Below are 16,869 nucleotides of genomic sequence, written 5' to 3'. Positions count from 1 at the left end.
CCCTCAATCCTGAGTCAACTGCCGATACAACTGCGGTAAACGCAGCGGCAGTTGCTCGGGCTGGCGAATCAGGGTGTAGCCGTTGGCCCCGAACATGTAGGGCAGGTAATCCCCCGCTTCGCGATCGATGGTGATGCAGAACGGCGTCAGCCCTTGGCGCCGCGCCTCGAGCACCGCCTGGCGGGTGTCTTCCACGCCGTAGCGGCCTTCGTAAAGATCCAGGTCATTGGGCTTGCCGTCACTGAGCAGCAACAACAGTTTGCGCCGGCGCTTGCAGAGCGCCAGTTGTTGCGTGGCCTGGCGAATCGCCGCGCCCATGCGTGTGTAGTAACCCGGTTTCAGCCCCTGGATCCGTCCCCGGGTGTGATCGTCGTAACGCTGGTTGAAAGCCTTGAGCTCATGCAGGCGCACCTGCTGGCGACGCAGGGAAGAGAACCCGTACAAGGCAAAATCGTCCCCCAGCACCGACAGGGTTTCGCCGAACAGCAACAGGCTGTCACGAATCACATCGATCACCCGGTGCTCGTCATTGAGGTGGGCATCGGTGGACATCGACAGATCGGCCAGCAGCAGACAGGCCAGGTCACGGCGAGTCTGGCGCTGGTCCATGAACAACCCGCGCTCGCTGCACTGCCCGTGCTGGCGCTCGACATGAAAGTCCAGCCAGGCTTGCAGGTCCAGTTCCGAGCCTTGGGTTTGCTGGCGCAACCACTGGCGATCGTTGCGCAAGTGTTCGAACTGGCGACGCAGGTGCTGGGCCGAGCTTCGCAGGCGTGCGGGTAACGGCTGGGGCTGGCAATCGCGAGGGGTGAAGGTTTGCAGGCTGACGAAATCGTCCTGCAGTCGTTGCTTGCGGTAATCCCATTCCGGCAAGAGGATGCCTGCGCCCAACGGGAGGTCGTCCACATCGGCCGGGGGCAGGTCCAGGTGCAGTTTCAAGCCACCGCTCTTGCGCAAGCGGGTGCGCGACAAGGTCAATTGGTCCAGGTCCTCGGCGACGCGAGCGGCGTCCGGGTCTTCACTGTCATCCGCCCAGCGATCCAGGTCCACATGTTCGGTCCAACTGAACAGGTTCTCCAGGCGCACGATCAGCAGCCCACCGTCACGGCTGGTGTCGTCGATTCGCTCGGCGCGCTTGCGACCGCCCTGCTGTTCGCCGGGTGGTGTCGCCAGGTATTGCTCGGACTCCTCAAGGTCGGCGGCCTGGGGATTGCCCAGGTGTTGGGGTGGGTACAGCCACAGCGGCAACGGCCAGGCCGCCCGCTCGCTGCGTGGAAAATGTTCGACACTGCCCGGTTCGCGCAGGGCTTGGCACAACGCATGCTCCAGGGCGGCTTCGGCCGGGTTGAGCGTGGCCGGATCGGGGCGCAGGGACAGGTGTGCGTCCACCAAGCGCCGGTAGCGAGGCCGCAGTGCCGGGTAGCGCTGCAACACCGCCAGGGTCCAGCGCTGATTGTCCCGCCCCCAGTGCGTCATCGGTCCCGCCTGTGCGGCCAGCAAGGCAAGCCAGCGATACAATTCCTCGTTGAGCCCGACATCGGGGAACGCCGCCAGGCTCGCCGGCAGGCGCAGGTTATCGTTATCGCACCAGGCCAGGGGGACTTGCTTGCAGGTGCCGGCGATCTGCTGCAACAGGTTGCGGCGCAGCAACAGGTCGCGGTCGCTGACGGCCTCCACCCCCAAGTGAGACGCACCGCCGGTGGCCCGCAACAGTACCTGGAGTGCGCGTTGCCGGGGGATCAGCTCCACCCGCGCTTCGGGAAAATCCACACTGGCGCGGCGAGTGATGAAACGGTGCCAGACACTGCCGACCCACTCTTCCAGCTCTAGGGTGAATGCCATGGTTACTCTCCTATCGACCCGCTGCAGTGAAGGGACTGGCTCGCACTGCTTTTGTGGCGAGGGAGCTTGCTCCCGCTGGGCTGCGCAGCAGACCCATTTTGTGAGCGCTTCGCGCTCAAGCGGGAGCAAGCTCCCTCGCCACAAAGGCGCTCTCGCCACGGATTCAGTGGTGGCCTCTCAAGAAGGCACCACCGCCGCCGGTGCACGCAGGGCCGCACGACCACGTTGACGGAAGCTGAACAGGTAGCAGAGCAACCCGGCCAGGAAGCCGATACCGCTGACCAGTCGCGCCCAGAACAGCGGCTTCAAATGATCCATCGTGGCCATGAACGGCAAGGCACTGCCATCGGCCATCCAGCGCTGCAACCAGACCTGGACGACACCGGCCGCGGTGAGGAACAAGGTGATCATCACCATCGACAGGGTCATCAACCAGAAGCCCCAGATCTCCAGGCGCTGCGAGCGTTCGTCCGCCGCTTCACCCAGGCCCCGCAAGCGCGGCATGGCGTAGCTGATCAGCGTCATCACGATCATTGCGTAGGCACCGTAGAAGGCCAGGTGACCATGGGCTGCGGTCAGTTGCGAACCATGGGTGTAGTAGTTGACTGGTGCCAGGGTGTGCAGGAAACCCCAGACGCCCGCGCCGAAGAACGCGGTGACCGTGGTGCCCTTGGCCCACAACGTGGCCGCGCGGTTCGGGTGGTGCCGACGACGGTTCTTCACCATGCTGAAGGCAAAGACCACCATCGCCAGGAACGGCAGCGGTTCCATCGCCGAGAAGATCGAACCCACCCATAACCAGACCTCGGGCGCACCGATCCAGAAGAAGTGGTGACCGGTACCGATGATCCCGGTGATCAGCGCCATGGCGATAATCACGTAGAGCCATTTTTCCACCACTTCGCGGTCCACGCCGGTGATCTTGATCAGGACGAAAGCGAGCATCGAACCCATGATCAGTTCCCAGACGCCTTCCACCCAAAGATGCACCACCCACCACCAGTAGAACTTGTCGCGAGCGAGGTTTTCCGGGTTGTAGAAGGAGAACAGGAAGAACACCGCCAGGCCGATCAGACCGGTCATCATCACCATGCTGACCGTGGTCTTGCGCCCCTTGAGCAGGGTCATGCCGATGTTGTAGAGGAACCCCAGGCACACCACGACGATGCCCATCTTGGTGATGGTCGGCTGCTCCAGGAATTCACGGCCCATAGTGGGCAGCAAGTCGTTGCCGGTGAACTTGGCCAGCGTCGCATAAGGCACCGAGAGGTAGCCCAGGATCGTCGCCACGCCAGCGGCGGCGAATACCCAGAACAGCACCAGTGCCAGTTTCGGGCTGTGCAGTTCGCGATCGGCCTCCTCCGGTATCAGGTAATACGCCGCGCCCATGAAGCCGAACAGCAGCCAGACGATCAGCAGGTTGGTGTGGACCATGCGGGCCACGTTGAAGGGAATCAGCGGGAACAGGAAGTCGCCGACCACGTATTGCAGGCCCATGATCAAACCGAACAGCACCTGCCCCAGGAACAGCATCAGGGCAAACACGAAGTAGGGTTTGGCGACGGCCTGCGAGGCGAATTTCAGATGCGGATTAGCCATGCTCATCTCTCAGCCCTCCTTGTTTGGCGGCCAGCCATTGGTATTGATGTTCGAGCTCCACTTGAGGAATTCGGCGATGTCGTCGACCTCCTGCTCGCTCAGGTTGAACTGCGGCATGGCCCGACGACCCGGAACGTTCAGCGGCTGCATTTTCATCCAGGCCTGCAGGAACGGCTTGAAGGCTTCCTCGCCACCGCGCCGGTTGACCACGTTGCCCAGCTCCGGCGCAAAATACGCGCCTTCGCCCAGCAGGGTATGGCAGCCGATGCAGTTGTTGCGCTCCCAGACGCCCTTGCCGCGTATCACCGATTCGCTCAATTGCGCCTGGTTGCTGCGTTCGGGAAAGGTCTGTTCCGTGTGGTAGGTCAGGGCCAGGAATATCAGGAAGAAGAACACGCTTCCCCCGAAGTAAATATTCCTGGCCATGCCTTTGGTGAAGGTATCTGACATGGTCACTTCCTCATTGCTTGGCGTGTTCATTCTAGGAAGCGCGGGGTCAGAAACCGCTTGATGGCGATCAAGAATCTCCGATGGTTTTGGTGGGTTGTTCCAACACCGCCCGAAAGGCAGGTGAGCTGTTGTGGCGAGGGAGCTTGCTCCCGCTGGGTTGCGAAGCGACCCTAAAACCTGCTGACGGGGTGTGCCAGATGGATTGAGTTGTTGCTGTTGGGGCTGCTTCGCAGCCCAGCGGGAGCAAGCTCCCTCGCCACAGGGGATTGCATCGGGAATCAGAGCGTGAATGAGATTGCAATCGCAAGCACCACCGCCCAGCTCAACACCAACCGCCGCCACAACCGCGGCGCATGGCGCAGCTCCATGAAGCCGTCGGCGATCAACCAGGCCTTGGTCACCGCGACCGCCAGGATGGCGATGGACACCAGCCCGCTAGCCGCGACCTGCCCCAGGGCGACGGTACCGGTGCTCAGCACCGCCAGCGCCATCCAGCAGGCGATCAAGACAGGGGAAGCGGACATGAGCACCTCCGCTCAATCAAGGATGTAGACCACCGGGAACAGCAGCACCCAGACCAGATCGACCATGTGCCAATACAGCACGCCGGACTCCAACCCGCTATGTTCCTGCGCACCGTAGCGCCGACGTCGGCAACCTTCGGCCAGCCAGGCGAGGATCACCATGCCCAACAGCACATGGAGAAAATGAAACGCGGTAAGGATCCAGTACAAGGTGAAGAACGTGTCGTGCTCCATCCCCAAGCCGTTTGCCAGCAGGTGGGCATATTCGCCGAGCTTGATCCCCACATAGCCGCAGGCGAGCAACAACGCCACACACAACAACAACGCACCTCGACGCGGCCGGGCCTGCCTGACCTGCTCCTGGGCCAGGGCGGCGAACAGGCCGGCGGTCAGCAGGCTGAGGGTCATCGCCAGGCCCGTGGAGCGGTCCAGCAACTGCCGGCCTTCGCTGAAGACCTGCGGATACAACGCCTGGGCGACGGTGAACGCCAGGATCAACAGCGCGAACACCGACAGCTCGGCGAGGATGAAAAACCACATCGCCAGGTCCCCGGGCAAGCGCCGGGGCAAGGCGATGGTTTCAGCCGAAGTGGACATCGACCACGTCCATCAACGCGGCAACGGTCTGCGGGTCGTCGCTCAATGGCTCGGCCAGGCAGGCCAGGCAGGCTTGGCGCGGGTCCATGCCGGAGCCGATCATGCGCGCGGCGAAGATCAGCAGGCGCGTCGAGGCGACTTCCTCCAGGTCATGCTGGTCGAGCCGACGCAGCGCCTGTCCCAGGCGCACCACCTGGGCCGCCAAGGCCATGTCCACGTTCGCCTCACGGGCAACGATGCGCTCTTCATCGGCCACCGCCGGATAACCAAAACGCATCGCCACGAAGCGCTGGCGAGTGCTTGGCTTCATGCCTTTGAGCAGGTTCTGGTAACCCGGGTTATAGGACACCACCAGCATGAAGGACGGCGGTGCCTGCAGTACTTCGCCCGTGCGCTCCAGGTACAACTGCCGACGATCATCGGCCAGCGGATGCAACACCACGGCCGTGTCCTGGCGCGCTTCGACCACCTCATCCAGATAACAGATGCCGCCCTCGCGCACCGCCCGGGTCAAGGGACCGTCCTGCCACCAAGTGCCCTGGGCGCCGATCAAGTGACGGCCCACCAGGTCGGCCGCGCTCAAGTCATCGTGGCAGGCCACGGTGTACAGCGGCAGTTTCAGGCGGTGGGCCATGTGCTGGACGAAACGGGTCTTGCCGCAGCCGGTAGGGCCCTTGATCAGCACCGGCATGCCGTGATGCCAGGCCTGCTCGAACATCGCCTGCTCGTTGTCCTGGGGTTGATAAAAGGGTTCGTCGGGGTGCTGCAAAGTGTGGATAGCGTTCATGGCAAGGCCTGATCAGACAACACGATTGCAGGCCACGCTACGGTGCCCTGCGACAACCTGGCAAGGGTTGCGGCCGGCAAACTTGATCGCCGTCAAGCGGCCAACCACCAGCCTGGGCATAGCCTTGCATCGCACCAAGAACCTGCGCGCCGAACGTCAATTACTGCGCAGCGCGGGTCACGCCTGAGGAGAAATGGAATGCTGATCAGCCACAAAAAATCGTGGGCCCTGCGGGTCACGGCGCTGTGTACAGCGCTGGCCGCCCCCCACGCCTTCGCCGACCAAACCACTGCGCCGGAGCAACCCCGCGTGGTCAAGACCGAAGGCGCGCCAGACCTGAGCCAGGCCGACTTCGACTCGGCCAAGGAAATCTACTTCCAGCGCTGCGCCGGTTGCCACGGGGTCCTTCGCAAAGGCGCCACCGGCAAACCATTGACACCCGATATCACCCAGTCACGCGGCCAGGCCTACCTGGAGGCGCTGATCACCTACGGCTCGGCCGCCGGCATGCCGAACTGGGGCACCTCCAACGCCCTGACCAAAGACCAGATCACGGTGATGGCCAAGTTCATCCAGCACACCCCGCCGACACCGCCGGAATGGGGCATGGCCGAAACCCGCAAGACCTGGAAAGTGCTGGTCAAGCCCGAGGACCGGCCGACCAGGCAACTGAGCACCCTCAACCTGCAGAACCTGTTCTCGGTGACCCTGCGCGACGACGGCAAGATCGCCTTGATCGACGGCGACAGCAAGAAGATCGTCAAGCTGATCGACACCGGTTATGCGGTGCACATCTCGCGCATCTCGGCATCAGGTCGCTACCTGCTGGTGATTGGCCGGGACGCCAAGATCGACATGATCGACCTGTGGCCGAAGGAGCCGACCAAGGTCGCGGAAATCAAGGTGGGCATCGAAGCCCGCTCGGTGGAAACCTCCAAGTTCAAAGGCTACGAAGACAAATACACCATCGCCGGTTCGTACTGGCCGCCACAGTTCACCATCATGGACGGCGAGACCCTGGAGCCCAAGCAGATCGTCTCGACCCGCGGCATGACCGTCGACACCCAGCAGTACCACCCGGAACCTCGGGTCGCGGCCATCATCGCCTCCCACGAATGGCCGGAGTTCATCGTCAACGTCAAGGAAACCGGCAAGGTGATGCTGGTCAACTACCAGGACATCAAGAACCTCACCATCACCAGCATCGACGCCGCGCCGTTCCTGCATGACGGCGGTTGGGACAGCAGCCATCGCTATTTCATGACGGCCGCCAACAACTCCAACAAAGTCGCGGTGATCGACTCCAAGGAACGCAAGCTCACCGCCCTGGTGGACGTGGGCAAGACCCCGCACCCGGGACGCGGCGCGAACTTCAACCACCCACTCTACGGACCGGTCTGGGCCACCAGCCACCTGGGCGACGCCGGGGTTTCGCTGATCGGCACCGATCCGATCAAACACCCGCAATACGCCTGGAAACAGGTCGGCTCGTTGCAGGGCCAGGGTGGCGGCTCGCTGTTCATCAAGACTCACCCCGCGTCCAACCATCTGTATGTCGACACCACCCTCAGCCCCGACGCCAAGCTCAGCCAGTCGGTGGCGGTATTCGACATCAACAAGCTCGACGCCGGCTACACCGTGCTGCCGATTGCCGAGTACGCCGGTATCAAGAAAGGCGCGTTACGCGTGGTGCAGCCGGAGTACAACAAGGCCGGCGACGAGGTCTGGTTCTCGGTCTGGAGTGGCCAGGAAGACGAGTCGGCGCTGGTGGTGATCGACGACAAGACCCTCAAGGTCAAGAACGTGATCAAGGACAAGCGCCTGATCACCCCTACCGGGAAATTCAACGTCTACAACACCCAACACGACATCTATTGAGCCCCATCAATAAGAGGAAAAACCATGAAGCCTATTCTGATTGCCTTGGCCCTGACTGCCGCCTACAGCCTGCCGGTGCTGGCACAAGACGGCCCGACGCTGTTCAAGAGCAAGCCCTGTGCAGCCTGCCATTCCATCGACACCAAGGTGGTGGGCCCGGCGCTCAAGGAGGTCGCGGCAAAAAACGCCAGTGTCCCGGGGGCGCAAGACGTGCTCGCCAAACACATCAAGGAGGGTACGCAAGGCAACTGGGGACCGATGCCGATGCCGGCCAACCCCGTGACGGAAGAAGAAGCCAAGATCCTCGCTGCGTGGGTCTTGACCCTTAAATAACACAGGCAGAAAAGGCCTTGTAGGCAGGACCTGCCTGACACAAAACCCGTGGCGAGGGAGCTTGCTCCCGCTGGGCTGCGCAGCAGCCCCAATAGCAACCTGGCGACTCAGTGTGTCAGGTAAACCCAAGGGGCTGCTGCGCAGCCAGCGGGAGCAAGCTCCCTCGCCACAAAAGCGATGCAACTCAATATCGGAGGACGTCATGGAACGACACCGCTTTACCACCTCGATGACCACCCTCCTCTTTGTTTTTTCCTCCTGCGTGCTGGCCGCTCCCGACAGCCAGCGCCAGGCCCAACTGCAACACCTGCTGGACCAGGACTGTGGCGCCTGCCACGGCCTGTACATGACCGGCGGCCTCGGCCCACCCCTGACCCTCGAAGCCCTGGCCGGAAAATCCCGCGACAGCCTCATCGCCACCGTCACCCTCGGACGGCCCGGCAGCGCCATGCCCGGTTGGGCACCGCTGCTTGCGCCCGACGACATTCGCTGGCTGGTGGACCGGCTCCTTCAAGGAAAACCCGCCTCATGATCCGTTCTTTCCTGTCCTTCACGGCCATCGCCCTGCTGCTCTGCGGTTGCACCCAGACACCGCTGCGCGGCACCGGCGATCTGGGCGTAGTGGTGGAGCGTGCCAACGGCAGCCTGCAAATCATCGAAAGCGATACCCGCACCGCCCTCGCCCGCGTTGAAGGCCTGGGCGACCTCTCCCACGCCTCGGTGGTGTTCTCCCGCGACCAGCGCTACGCCTATGTGTTCGGCCGCGATGGTGGCCTGAGCAAAGTCGACCTGCTGAGCGCGCGCATCGACCGCCGGATCATCCAGGGCGGCAACAGCATCGGCGGCGCGATCAGCCAGGACGGCAAGCTGATCGCCGTCTCCAACTACGAACCCGGCGGGGTCAAGGTGTTCGATGCCCAGACCCTGGAACAGGTCGCCGACATTCCGGCCACACCCTTGCCTGACGGCAAGAAACGTTCGCGAGTGGTGGGTCTGGTGGACGCCCCGGGACAACGCTTCGTGTTCAGCCTGTTCGACACCGGCGAGATCTGGACCGCCGACTTCAGCCAGGGTCTCACCCCGAGCATCGAGCGTTTCACCGCCATCGGCCAACAACCCTACGACGCACTGATCACCCCGGATGGGCGTTACTACATGGCCGGGCTGTTCGGTGAAGACGGCATGGCCCAACTCGACCTGTGGCATCCGGAACACGGCGTAAAACGGGTGCTGGGGCATTACGGGCGCGGCCAGGATCGGCTCCCGGTGTACAAGATGCCGCATCTGGAAGGCTGGGCCCTGGCCGACCAGCAAGCCTTCGTTCCTGCCGTCGGGCATCACCAGGTACTGGTGATGAACGCCCAGGACTGGCAGCAGACCGACGCCATCGCCGTGGCCGGCCAGCCGGTGTTCGTCACCGCGCGACCGGACGGCCGGCAACTGTGGGTCAACTTCGCCTACCCGGACAACGACCGCGTCCAGGTCATCGACACCCAGACTCACGCCATTGTCGCAGACCTCCGACCAGGCCCGGCCGTGTTGCACATGGAGTTCACCGCACGAGGTGACCAGCTGTGGCTGTCCGCCCGGGACGGTGGCGAGGTACAGGTCTGGAACCCGTATCGGCTCGAACGCCTGGGCAGCCTGCCGGCCCTGAGCCCCAGCGGTATTTTCTTCAGCAGCCGCGCGCACAAGCCGGGGTATTGACCATGACATCCAGCTCACTGGCCCGGCGCCTGATCGATCAATTCCAGCATGGCCTGCCGTTGTGCGCCGAGCCCTATCGAGCCATGGCCGAGACCTTGGGCTGCAGCGAAGCCCAGGTCATCGACTGCCTGCAACACCTGCAAGTGGCCGGGACCTTGTCGCGGGTCGGCCCGGTGTTCGAACACACCCGGGCCGGCGCCAGCACCCTGGCCGCCCTGGCTGTGCCCGAAGACCGCTTGCACCAGGTGGCGGCACGCATCAGCCAATACCCGGAAGTCAATCACAACTATGCCCGGGAACATCGCTACAACCTGTGGTTCGTACTGACCGGCCCCACCCGTGCCCACCTGGAAAACATCCTCCAGGAACTGGAACACGACACTGGTCTCACCCCGCTGGACCTGCCCATGCTGACCGCCTATCGCATCGACCTGGGCTTTGCCCTGGAGGCCACCCCATGAAAAACGCCCTGAGTGAGCAACAGTCACTGGAACTGCGCCGTCTGCTGGAGACCGGCCTGCCCCTGACATCGCGGCCCTTCCAGGCCCTGGCCGAGCAGATCGAGGCCAGCGAGCAACAAGTGCTCGAGCAGATGCAGCGCTGGCATGGACAGGGTCTGTTCCGGCGCGTAGGCCTGGTGGTCAACCATCGCGCCTTGGGATTTGCCGCCAACGCCATGCTGGTGCTGGACGTGCCCGACGCCTTGGTCGATGAAGTCGGCCGTCGCCTCGGCCAGGCGCCGGGCATCAGCCTTTGCTACCAACGCCCCCGGCGTCTGCCCCAGTGGCAATACAACCTGTTCTGCATGATCCACGGTCGCCAGCGTGACCGTGTCGAAGCCCAGGTCCAGGCGCTGCTGGAAGAGCATCTGCTGGACGACCTGCCCCACCAGTTGCTGTTCAGCACGCACCTGTTCAAGCAATGCGGCGGACGTTTCGCCGCGCCGGCCGGAGCCCGTATCGATGGATGACCTCGACCGCCGCCTGATCAATCGCCTGCAACTGGGACTGCCGCTGGTCCGTCATCCTTGGCAGGCCCTGGCCCATGAACTGGACAGCAGCGCTACCGAATTGCTCGACCGCCTGCATGAGCTGCTCAACGACGGCGTGCTCACCCGCTTCGGCCCGATGTTCGACATCGATCGCCTGGGCGGTGCGTTCACCCTGGCGGCGCTGGCGGTGCCCGAACCGCGCTTCGAGGCCATCGCCGAGCTGCTCGCGGACATGCCCGAGGTCGCCCACAACTACCGCCGCGAGCACGCCTGGAACATGTGGTTCGTGCTCGCCTGCCCCAGCGAACAGGCGATCAACGACACCCTGCTGCGCATCGAACATCTGACCGGCCTGGTGCCGCTGAACCTGCCCAAAGAGGAGACCTACCATGTCGGCCTGTATTTCCCCGTCTGAGTCTTTGTGGCAAGCGCCACCACGGTTGGATGAAACGCCCCTGGCCCTGCGGCTGGTGGAACTGACCCAGGCCGGCCTGCCCTTGCTCGAAGACCCCTGGGCCTGGCTGGCCGAACAACTGGACCTGAGCGTGGAATCCACCCTCGACCTGCTCAAGCGCTTGCAGGCCGAAGGCGCGATCCGCCGCATCGCGGCCGTGCCTAATCACTATCGCCTGGGCTATCGCCACAACGGCATGACGGTCTGGGACGTGGCCGACGCCGACATCTCGCGCCTCGGCGCGTTGCTGGGTGCGCAGCCCTTCGTCAGCCATTGCTACCGGCGCCCGCGCCGGCCCGGCTGGCGCTACAACCTGTTCGCCATGGTCCATGGCCGTAGCCGCGAAGAAATCGACAGCTACCGCGAACACCTGCGCTACCTGCTGGGGGACGCCTGTGCCGCCGACGACATGCTGGTGAGCAGCCGCATCCTGAAAAAAACCGGCCTACGCCTGTCGCCAAGCCTGGGCTGAACCCGCATGCCGACCGAAGGAGCGCTTTTATGTTGAGGATCAGCCACTACCTGCGGGCCCTGGCCGGGCAATGCCCCCCTCCACGGGTCGCGCCACCGGGCAGCCAGCGCCCGCCGGTGGTGATCTGGAACCTGCTCAGGCGGTGCAACCTGACCTGCAAACACTGCTATGCGACCTCGGCCGACAGCGTGTTTCGCGATGAACTGGACACCGCGGCGGCGCTCCAGGTCATCGATGACCTGCATGATGCCGGGGTTCGCGTGCTGATCCTGTCCGGCGGCGAACCCCTGCTGCGCGACGACCTGTTCCAGCTCAGTGCCTATGCCCGCGACAAGGGCTTTTTCCTCGCCCTGTCCACCAACGGCACACTGATCGACGCGAGCAATATCCAGCAAATCAGCGAGACACACTTCGACTACGTCGGCATCAGCATCGACGGCCTGGAAGCGACCCACGATGAATTCCGCCAGCTCAAGGGCAGTTTCGCCAGCTCCATGGCGGCCATCCGGCTCTGCCGCGAACAAGGGATCCGGGTCGGGTTGCGCACCACCCTCACCCAGCAGAACCATGCTCAACTGCCCCGGTTGCTGGACCTGATGAACGAATACGATGTGCAGAAATTCTATCTGTCGCATCTGAACTACAGCGGACGCGGCAAGCGCAGCCGCAAGCTCGACGCCCATCAACAGATGAGTCGCGAGGCCATGACCTTGATCTTCGAGCGGGCCTGGCACGACATCGAACAGGGCCGCGACAGTGACTTCGTCAGCGGCAACAACGACGCCGATGCGATCCTGTTGCTGCAATGGGTATCCCACCGACTACCGCAACACTACACCGCACTGGAACGGATGCTGCGGGCCTGGGGCGGCAACGCGTCGGGTAGCGGCATCGCCAACATCGACAATACCGGCGAGGTCCACCCCGACACGTACTGGTGGCAGCACTCGGTGGGCAATGTCCGCCAGACCCCATTCAAGAGACTCTGGTCAGAGCGCCCCGATGCCCTGCTGCTCAAGCTGCGCGAACACCCGCGGGCCGTGGGTGGCCGCTGTGGGCAATGCCGCTGGCTGGCGATCTGCAACGGCAATACCCGCACCCGCGCCTGGGCCGACGGCGACCTCTGGGGCCAGGACCCCGGCTGCCACCTCAGCGACGAAGAAATCGGCTTGCACGCGATCCCCAGCGTTGCGACGCCCTGCGCCTGATAACCGACGGCGAACCTGATATCGAACCAAGGAAGTCCCATGCCTGCCTCCATCGTTTTGCCCGCTGCCCTGCAATCGCCCTTCAGACCGGGTGAAGTCGCCCTGGTCGGCGCCGGTCCCGGTGACCCGGGCCTGCTGACTCTGCGCGCCTGGAGTCTGTTGATGCAGGCCGACGCGGTGGTCTACGACCGTTTGATCAGCCCGCAATTGCTCAGCCTGATCCCTCTGACCTGCGCCCGGCATTACGTCGGCAAGGCCGCCGGTTGCCACAGCCTGCCCCAGCCGCAGATCAACGAACTGCTGGCTGACCTGGCCGACCAGGGACAACGGGTGGTGCGACTCAAGGGCGGTGACCCGTTCATCTTCGGTCGCGGCGCCGAGGAACTGGAGTATCTGCTGGCCCGGGGTATCGATTGCCAAGTCGTGCCGGGCATCACCGCCGCAGCCGGTTGCAGTACCTATGCCGGCATTCCCCTGACCCATCGCGACCTGGTCAATTCCTGCCGGTTCATCACCGGCCACCTGCAACGCGAAGGGGATTTGAACCTGCCTTGGCAAAGCCTGGCGGATGACAGCCAGACCCTGGTGTTCTACATGGGCTTGTCGAACCTGGGCACCATCGCCGCGCGGCTGATCGCGGCAGGCCTGGCGGCCGATACCCCGGCGGCGTTGATCAGCAACGGCACGCGCCCCGACCAGCAGGTCCTGCGCGGCACCCTCCAGCAATTGCCGGAGATGGCCCTGGCATGCGCCGAAGGCCTGCCGACCTTGACGGTGATCGGCAAGGTGGTCGGTTTGTTCGCCCATCAGCTACTGGAGCATCCGGCCCGCCTGCACCCGGCCATACCGCTCCAGCCTGGTATCGCGAGGGTGGCATCATGAGAATCGGTTGGCTTGCCCCGTTGTTGTGGATCGGTGTCGTCCCGAGCGCCACGGCGGCTGAACCGGACCTGGCCTTGGCCGAACAGACCTATCAGCAACATTGCCAGCAGTGCCACGGGGTGAATCGCATCGGCGCCGCCGGGCCGGCGCTGTTGCCCCAGAGCCTGAGCCGGATCAAGCCCGACGAGATCCGCCAGGTGATCGAAAATGGACGCCCGGCCAGCCAGATGGCGGCGTTCGGTGCGGTGCTGGAGCCTGCGCAGATCGATGGCCTGACCCACTATCTCCAGCGTCCGCCCGCCGTCGAACCGACCTGGAGCGAGGACGACACTCGTCGCAGTCATCGCCTGCTGGCGGATGTCGCTACCCTGCCCGATAAACCCCAGCACCACGCCGACCCGCTGAACCTGTTCGTGGTGGTGGAGGCTGGCGATCATCACGTCAATATCGTCGACGGCGATCGCTTCGAAGTCCTGGCGCGCTTCGCCTCACATTTTGCGGTGCATGGCGGCCCCAAATTTTCCCCCGACGGGCGCTTCGTCTATTTCGCCTCCCGGGACGGCTGGATCAGCCTGTATGACCTGCATAACCTCAAGCTCATCGCCGAGGTACGGGCCGGGCTCAATACCCGCAACCTGGCGGTGAGCAAGGACGGTCGCTGGGTGCTGGTGGGCAATACCCTGCCCGGCAATCTGGTAGTGCTCGATGCCCGCGACCTGTCACCGGTCAAGACCCTTGCAACGGTGGGGCTGGACGGCCAGGCGTCGCGAGTCAGTGCGGTCTATACCGCGCCGCCGCGCAACAGCTTCATCGTGGCTTTGAAAGACGTCAAAGAGGTCTGGGAACTGTCCACCGGGCCGAACCCGGACTTTGTGCCCAGGCGTATCGAGGCCGAGGATTACCTGGACGATTTTTCCTTCTCGCCCGATTACCGGCAATTGCTCGCCACCTCGCGCAAGGCTCAGGGCGGACAGGTGATCGATCTCGACACCGGCCGGGTCGTCACTGACATCGCCTTGCCGGGCATGCCCCACCTGGGCTCGGGGACCTATTGGAAGCGCGATGGGCATTGGGTGTTCGCCACGCCCAACATCAGCAAGGGGCTGATTTCGGTGATCGACTTCGACACCTGGAAAGTCATCAAGCAGATCCCCACGCTGGGGCCGGGTTTCTTCCTGCGCAGCCACGCCAACTCGCGCTACGCCTGGACCGATGTGTTCTTCGGCCCCGACAACGATGCCATCCACCTGATCGACAAACAGACCCTGGAAATCGCCCACACCCTGCGACCCGTGCCCGGCAAAACCGCCGCCCACGTCGAGTTCACCCGCGATGGCCGCTACCTGCTAGTGAGCATCTGGGATACCGATGGCGCGCTGATCGTCTACGACAGCAACACCCTCAAGGAGATCAAGCGCCTGCCCATGAACAAACCTTCGGGCAAGTACAACGTCGGCAACAAGATCGAGTTCGCCGAGGGGACGTCTCATTGAAAAAAAGGGGGCTGATGCGCAGCCCCAATAGCAAAGGCCTGTGGGAGCAAGGCTTGCCCGCGATGAACGATAACGCGGTTCCACTGTTTGACCGCGGCGAGGCTATCGCGGGCAAGCCTTGCTCCCACAGACAGCGTCGTCCCCCTTACCAGGTGAGCACCGCCCCCACCGCAAAGGTGTCGGTGTCTTCGTTCTGGGCACTGGTATCGTGGCCGTTGATTTCGAACTGGTTGTACTCGGCCACGAGCTTGAGGTTGTCATTGATGTCGTGGAACAACGCGATGCCACGGGTTTCGTAATCGGCGCCACTGCCCACCACGCCATTGCCGTCGTCATCGGTCTTGCCGTAGGACAGCGCCAGGCGGTTCTTGCCCAGCTTGTAGGAGCCCTGCAACAGGTAGCCCTTGCTGTCGACATTGCGCAGGGTGGCTTCACCGGCGTTGTTGGTGAAGAACGGGTTGATGCCCTTGGCCTGGAACCCCGAACCGGTGAGCGACAACCCGCCCATCTTGGCCTGCACGCCATACCCCAGGCCCTTGGAAGTGACCGATTCGACGGTGGAGTCGGTATTGTCCGAGGTCTGGTAGCTGCCGTTGAGCCAGCTGTAGATCTTCGCCCCGCCGAGGTCGAACTGGTAGGTGATCTCGCTCTCGGTACGCGGGTTCTCCTGGTAGGCCTTGCCGGTGGCGCTGTTGTCGTTGGTGTCCACCGGGTCCATGATTCCGACCGCCACTCGCAAGCCATCCATCACCGGCGTGCGGTAGGTGATCTGCGAGGTCGGGAAAGGGTACGGATAACCACTGCCGATGTTGCCGAACGAGACGCCACCGCCGTCCACCAGCCCCAGGGTGTCGCTGACCTGACCGTAACCGGCCAGCAGTTCGTCCAGCAGGATGTTGGAGCGGGCAAACAAACCGAAGTCTTTGCCGATCAGCACCTCGCCCCACTCCGGGTTGGCCACGGTGCCGTAGAACTGGCGCACGTCGATGGCGGTGTCGGTGCCGTTGGTTTCGCTGTCGTTGATGGTCACCCAGAACGAGGCCCGGGCACCGAGCTTGAGGTCATCGACCTGCTTGCCCATGTTGAAGCCCAGGTAGTTGGGCAAGAAGCCCATCTTGACCCGCGCCTGCCGACGGTCGTACTGCCCACCGGCGCGGTCCACGTCGCTGTTGACGTAAAAGGCGTTGATGTAACCGTCGGTGGAAAAGGTGGTCTGGTCCTTGTCGTACAGCATGATTTCGGCGTTGGCCCAAGGCATCAGGCCCAGGCTCGAAACACCGGCGAGGACTGCAGGCAAAAAACGTTGGCGGGTATTTTTATTGTTGTGCATGGCGCGCTCCGCAACAGGGGACGGGATGTCGGAGGCGATTATCGAAAGGCGCCGGGGCGCGTCATACGCTGCCTTGGAGGCAATTGGCGAATGCTTTGGAAGCGCCGGCCTGGCGCGGCAGTTTGGGTGTAAGACGGCGAGGCTGGCGGGTGCGGCAGTTTGGGTGTAAGACCCCGATGCAGGCGGGTGCGGTACTTTGGGTGGGGGCCGCAGGATGGCCGGGGAATGTAGGGGGGATCAATACCACCGACCTGTGGCGAGGGGGATCTGTGGGAGCAAGGCTTGCCCGCGATGAACGATAACGCGCTTCAACTGTTCGACC

The 16,869-nt window shown here is 63.5% G+C and carries 18 protein-coding genes; 11 read left to right on the top strand and 7 right to left on the bottom strand.

From position 1 onward, the window contains the following. Nucleotides 1-3: 3 nt before the first annotated feature. The 6 genes from PSH86_RS14125 to PSH86_RS14100 all read right to left on the bottom strand — a co-directional run bounded on the left by PSH86_RS14125 (nucleotide 4) and on the right by PSH86_RS14100 (nucleotide 5,730). Complete coding sequence (locus PSH86_RS14125; protein ID WP_305490285.1) at nucleotides 4-1,842, bottom strand: nitric oxide reductase activation protein NorD; 1,839 nt, start codon at nucleotides 1,840-1,842, stop codon at nucleotides 4-6. 177 nt (nucleotides 1,843-2,019) lie between these two features. After that, complete coding sequence (locus PSH86_RS14120) at nucleotides 2,020-3,447, bottom strand: cbb3-type cytochrome c oxidase subunit I (RefSeq protein WP_109756146.1); 1,428 nt, start codon at nucleotides 3,445-3,447, stop codon at nucleotides 2,020-2,022. A gap of 3 nt (nucleotides 3,448-3,450) precedes the next feature. Next, nucleotides 3,451-3,891, bottom strand: a complete 441-nt coding sequence (locus tag PSH86_RS14115; RefSeq protein WP_305490284.1) for a cytochrome c — start codon at nucleotides 3,889-3,891, stop codon at nucleotides 3,451-3,453. A gap of 278 nt (nucleotides 3,892-4,169) precedes the next feature. Beyond that, the gene (locus tag PSH86_RS14110; protein ID WP_163853884.1) at nucleotides 4,170-4,415 is read right to left on the bottom strand and encodes a cytochrome C oxidase subunit IV family protein; all 246 of its coding nucleotides are present in this window, start codon (nucleotides 4,413-4,415) and stop codon (nucleotides 4,170-4,172) included. A 12-nt stretch (nucleotides 4,416-4,427) separates the two neighbouring features. Then, a complete protein-coding gene (locus PSH86_RS14105) occupies nucleotides 4,428-5,012 on the bottom strand; it encodes a cytochrome c oxidase subunit 3 family protein (protein ID WP_305490283.1) in 585 nt (194 codons plus the stop codon). Then, a complete protein-coding gene (locus PSH86_RS14100) occupies nucleotides 4,996-5,730 on the bottom strand; it encodes a CbbQ/NirQ/NorQ/GpvN family protein (protein ID WP_370873808.1) in 735 nt (244 codons plus the stop codon). The genes PSH86_RS14105 and PSH86_RS14100 overlap by 17 nt, the downstream gene beginning before the upstream one ends. Nucleotides 5,731-5,997: 267 nt before the next feature. Here PSH86_RS14100 and PSH86_RS14095 point away from each other — a divergent pair, with 267 nt between their 5' ends. The 11 genes from PSH86_RS14095 to PSH86_RS14045 all read left to right on the top strand — a co-directional run bounded on the left by PSH86_RS14095 (nucleotide 5,998) and on the right by PSH86_RS14045 (nucleotide 15,217). Next, nucleotides 5,998-7,677, top strand: a complete 1,680-nt coding sequence (locus PSH86_RS14095; protein ID WP_116832254.1) for a cytochrome D1 domain-containing protein — start codon at nucleotides 5,998-6,000, stop codon at nucleotides 7,675-7,677. 24 nt (nucleotides 7,678-7,701) lie between these two features. Continuing rightward, nucleotides 7,702-8,010 carry a c-type cytochrome gene (locus PSH86_RS14090; protein ID WP_116832253.1) on the top strand — a complete coding sequence of 103 codons (309 nt, stop codon included), beginning with the start codon at nucleotides 7,702-7,704 and terminating at the stop codon, nucleotides 8,008-8,010. 229 nt (nucleotides 8,011-8,239) lie between these two features. After that, the gene (locus PSH86_RS14085) at nucleotides 8,240-8,542 is read left to right on the top strand and encodes a cytochrome c (protein WP_370873807.1); all 303 of its coding nucleotides are present in this window, start codon (nucleotides 8,240-8,242) and stop codon (nucleotides 8,540-8,542) included. Continuing rightward, nucleotides 8,539-9,717: a cytochrome D1 domain-containing protein gene (locus PSH86_RS14080; protein ID WP_163853893.1), complete on the top strand. Its 1,179-nt coding sequence runs from the start codon at nucleotides 8,539-8,541 to the stop codon at nucleotides 9,715-9,717. The genes PSH86_RS14085 and PSH86_RS14080 overlap by 4 nt, the downstream gene beginning before the upstream one ends. A 2-nt stretch (nucleotides 9,718-9,719) precedes the next feature. Beyond that, entirely contained in the window at nucleotides 9,720-10,178 is a 459-nt protein-coding gene (locus PSH86_RS14075) for an Lrp/AsnC family transcriptional regulator (protein ID WP_109756155.1), read from the top strand. Further along, nucleotides 10,175-10,687, top strand: coding sequence for an Lrp/AsnC family transcriptional regulator (locus PSH86_RS14070; protein ID WP_109756156.1), 513 nt, complete (start codon nucleotides 10,175-10,177; stop codon nucleotides 10,685-10,687). The genes PSH86_RS14075 and PSH86_RS14070 overlap by 4 nt, the downstream gene beginning before the upstream one ends. Then, on the top strand, nucleotides 10,680-11,123 hold the full coding sequence (locus tag PSH86_RS14065) for an Lrp/AsnC family transcriptional regulator (RefSeq protein ID WP_232199945.1): 444 nt from the start codon (nucleotides 10,680-10,682) through the stop codon (nucleotides 11,121-11,123). The genes PSH86_RS14070 and PSH86_RS14065 overlap by 8 nt, the downstream gene beginning before the upstream one ends. Beyond that, nucleotides 11,098-11,634: an Lrp/AsnC family transcriptional regulator gene (locus PSH86_RS14060; protein WP_305490281.1), complete on the top strand. Its 537-nt coding sequence runs from the start codon at nucleotides 11,098-11,100 to the stop codon at nucleotides 11,632-11,634. The genes PSH86_RS14065 and PSH86_RS14060 overlap by 26 nt, the downstream gene beginning before the upstream one ends. 29 nt (nucleotides 11,635-11,663) lie before the next feature. After that, nucleotides 11,664-12,842 (top strand): heme d1 biosynthesis radical SAM protein NirJ, encoded by a 1,179-nt coding sequence (nirJ, locus tag PSH86_RS14055; protein WP_305490280.1) that lies wholly within the window; start codon nucleotides 11,664-11,666, stop codon nucleotides 12,840-12,842. 39 nt (nucleotides 12,843-12,881) lie between these two features. Then, nucleotides 12,882-13,724: a uroporphyrinogen-III C-methyltransferase gene (gene cobA / locus PSH86_RS14050; RefSeq protein ID WP_163853901.1), complete on the top strand. Its 843-nt coding sequence runs from the start codon at nucleotides 12,882-12,884 to the stop codon at nucleotides 13,722-13,724. Then, the gene (locus tag PSH86_RS14045) at nucleotides 13,721-15,217 is read left to right on the top strand and encodes a nitrite reductase (RefSeq protein ID WP_305490279.1); all 1,497 of its coding nucleotides are present in this window, start codon (nucleotides 13,721-13,723) and stop codon (nucleotides 15,215-15,217) included. Before cobA ends, PSH86_RS14045 begins: the two co-directional genes overlap by 4 nt. A 145-nt stretch (nucleotides 15,218-15,362) precedes the next feature. On the opposite strand, the gene PSH86_RS14040 is transcribed toward PSH86_RS14045, so the two are convergent. Continuing rightward, the gene (locus PSH86_RS14040; RefSeq protein ID WP_305490278.1) at nucleotides 15,363-16,547 is read right to left on the bottom strand and encodes a porin; all 1,185 of its coding nucleotides are present in this window, start codon (nucleotides 16,545-16,547) and stop codon (nucleotides 15,363-15,365) included. Nucleotides 16,548-16,869: the final 322 nt, after the last annotated feature.

Origin of the sequence: Pseudomonas sp. FP2300 (assembly GCF_030687595.1) — a bacterium.
Taxonomy (GTDB): Bacteria; Pseudomonadota; Gammaproteobacteria; order Pseudomonadales; family Pseudomonadaceae; genus Aquipseudomonas; species Aquipseudomonas bijieensis.
Note: the sequence above shows the minus strand (reverse complement) of the source record. Positions and strands in the feature narration are given on the sequence as shown.

What these genes read in the sequence shown, in the direction of transcription:
- PSH86_RS14090 (WP_116832253.1), top strand. Translation starts at nt 7,702, where the DNA reads ATGAAGCCTATTCTGATTGCCTTGGCCCTGACTGCCGCCTACAGCCTG.
- PSH86_RS14110 (WP_163853884.1), bottom strand. Translation starts at nt 4,415, where the DNA reads ATGTCCGCTTCCCCTGTCTTGATCGCCTGCTGGATGGCGCTGGCGGTG.
- PSH86_RS14120 (WP_109756146.1), bottom strand. Translation starts at nt 3,447, where the DNA reads ATGAGCATGGCTAATCCGCATCTGAAATTCGCCTCGCAGGCCGTCGCC.
- PSH86_RS14075 (WP_109756155.1), top strand. Translation starts at nt 9,720, where the DNA reads ATGACATCCAGCTCACTGGCCCGGCGCCTGATCGATCAATTCCAGCAT.
- PSH86_RS14100 (WP_370873808.1), bottom strand. Translation starts at nt 5,730, where the DNA reads ATGTTCGAGCAGGCCTGGCATCACGGCATGCCGGTGCTGATCAAGGGC.
- PSH86_RS14045 (WP_305490279.1), top strand. Translation starts at nt 13,721, where the DNA reads ATGAGAATCGGTTGGCTTGCCCCGTTGTTGTGGATCGGTGTCGTCCCG.
- PSH86_RS14070 (WP_109756156.1), top strand. Translation starts at nt 10,175, where the DNA reads ATGAAAAACGCCCTGAGTGAGCAACAGTCACTGGAACTGCGCCGTCTG.
- PSH86_RS14065 (WP_232199945.1), top strand. Translation starts at nt 10,680, where the DNA reads ATGGATGACCTCGACCGCCGCCTGATCAATCGCCTGCAACTGGGACTG.
- PSH86_RS14105 (WP_305490283.1), bottom strand. Translation starts at nt 5,012, where the DNA reads ATGTCCACTTCGGCTGAAACCATCGCCTTGCCCCGGCGCTTGCCCGGG.
- PSH86_RS14115 (WP_305490284.1), bottom strand. Translation starts at nt 3,891, where the DNA reads ATGTCAGATACCTTCACCAAAGGCATGGCCAGGAATATTTACTTCGGG.
- PSH86_RS14080 (WP_163853893.1), top strand. Translation starts at nt 8,539, where the DNA reads ATGATCCGTTCTTTCCTGTCCTTCACGGCCATCGCCCTGCTGCTCTGC.
- PSH86_RS14040 (WP_305490278.1), bottom strand. Translation starts at nt 16,547, where the DNA reads ATGCACAACAATAAAAATACCCGCCAACGTTTTTTGCCTGCAGTCCTC.
- nirJ (WP_305490280.1), top strand. Translation starts at nt 11,664, where the DNA reads ATGTTGAGGATCAGCCACTACCTGCGGGCCCTGGCCGGGCAATGCCCC.
- PSH86_RS14060 (WP_305490281.1), top strand. Translation starts at nt 11,098, where the DNA reads ATGTCGGCCTGTATTTCCCCGTCTGAGTCTTTGTGGCAAGCGCCACCA.
- PSH86_RS14095 (WP_116832254.1), top strand. Translation starts at nt 5,998, where the DNA reads ATGCTGATCAGCCACAAAAAATCGTGGGCCCTGCGGGTCACGGCGCTG.
- PSH86_RS14125 (WP_305490285.1), bottom strand. Translation starts at nt 1,842, where the DNA reads ATGGCATTCACCCTAGAGCTGGAAGAGTGGGTCGGCAGTGTCTGGCAC.
- PSH86_RS14085 (WP_370873807.1), top strand. Translation starts at nt 8,240, where the DNA reads ATGACCACCCTCCTCTTTGTTTTTTCCTCCTGCGTGCTGGCCGCTCCC.
- cobA (WP_163853901.1), top strand. Translation starts at nt 12,882, where the DNA reads ATGCCTGCCTCCATCGTTTTGCCCGCTGCCCTGCAATCGCCCTTCAGA.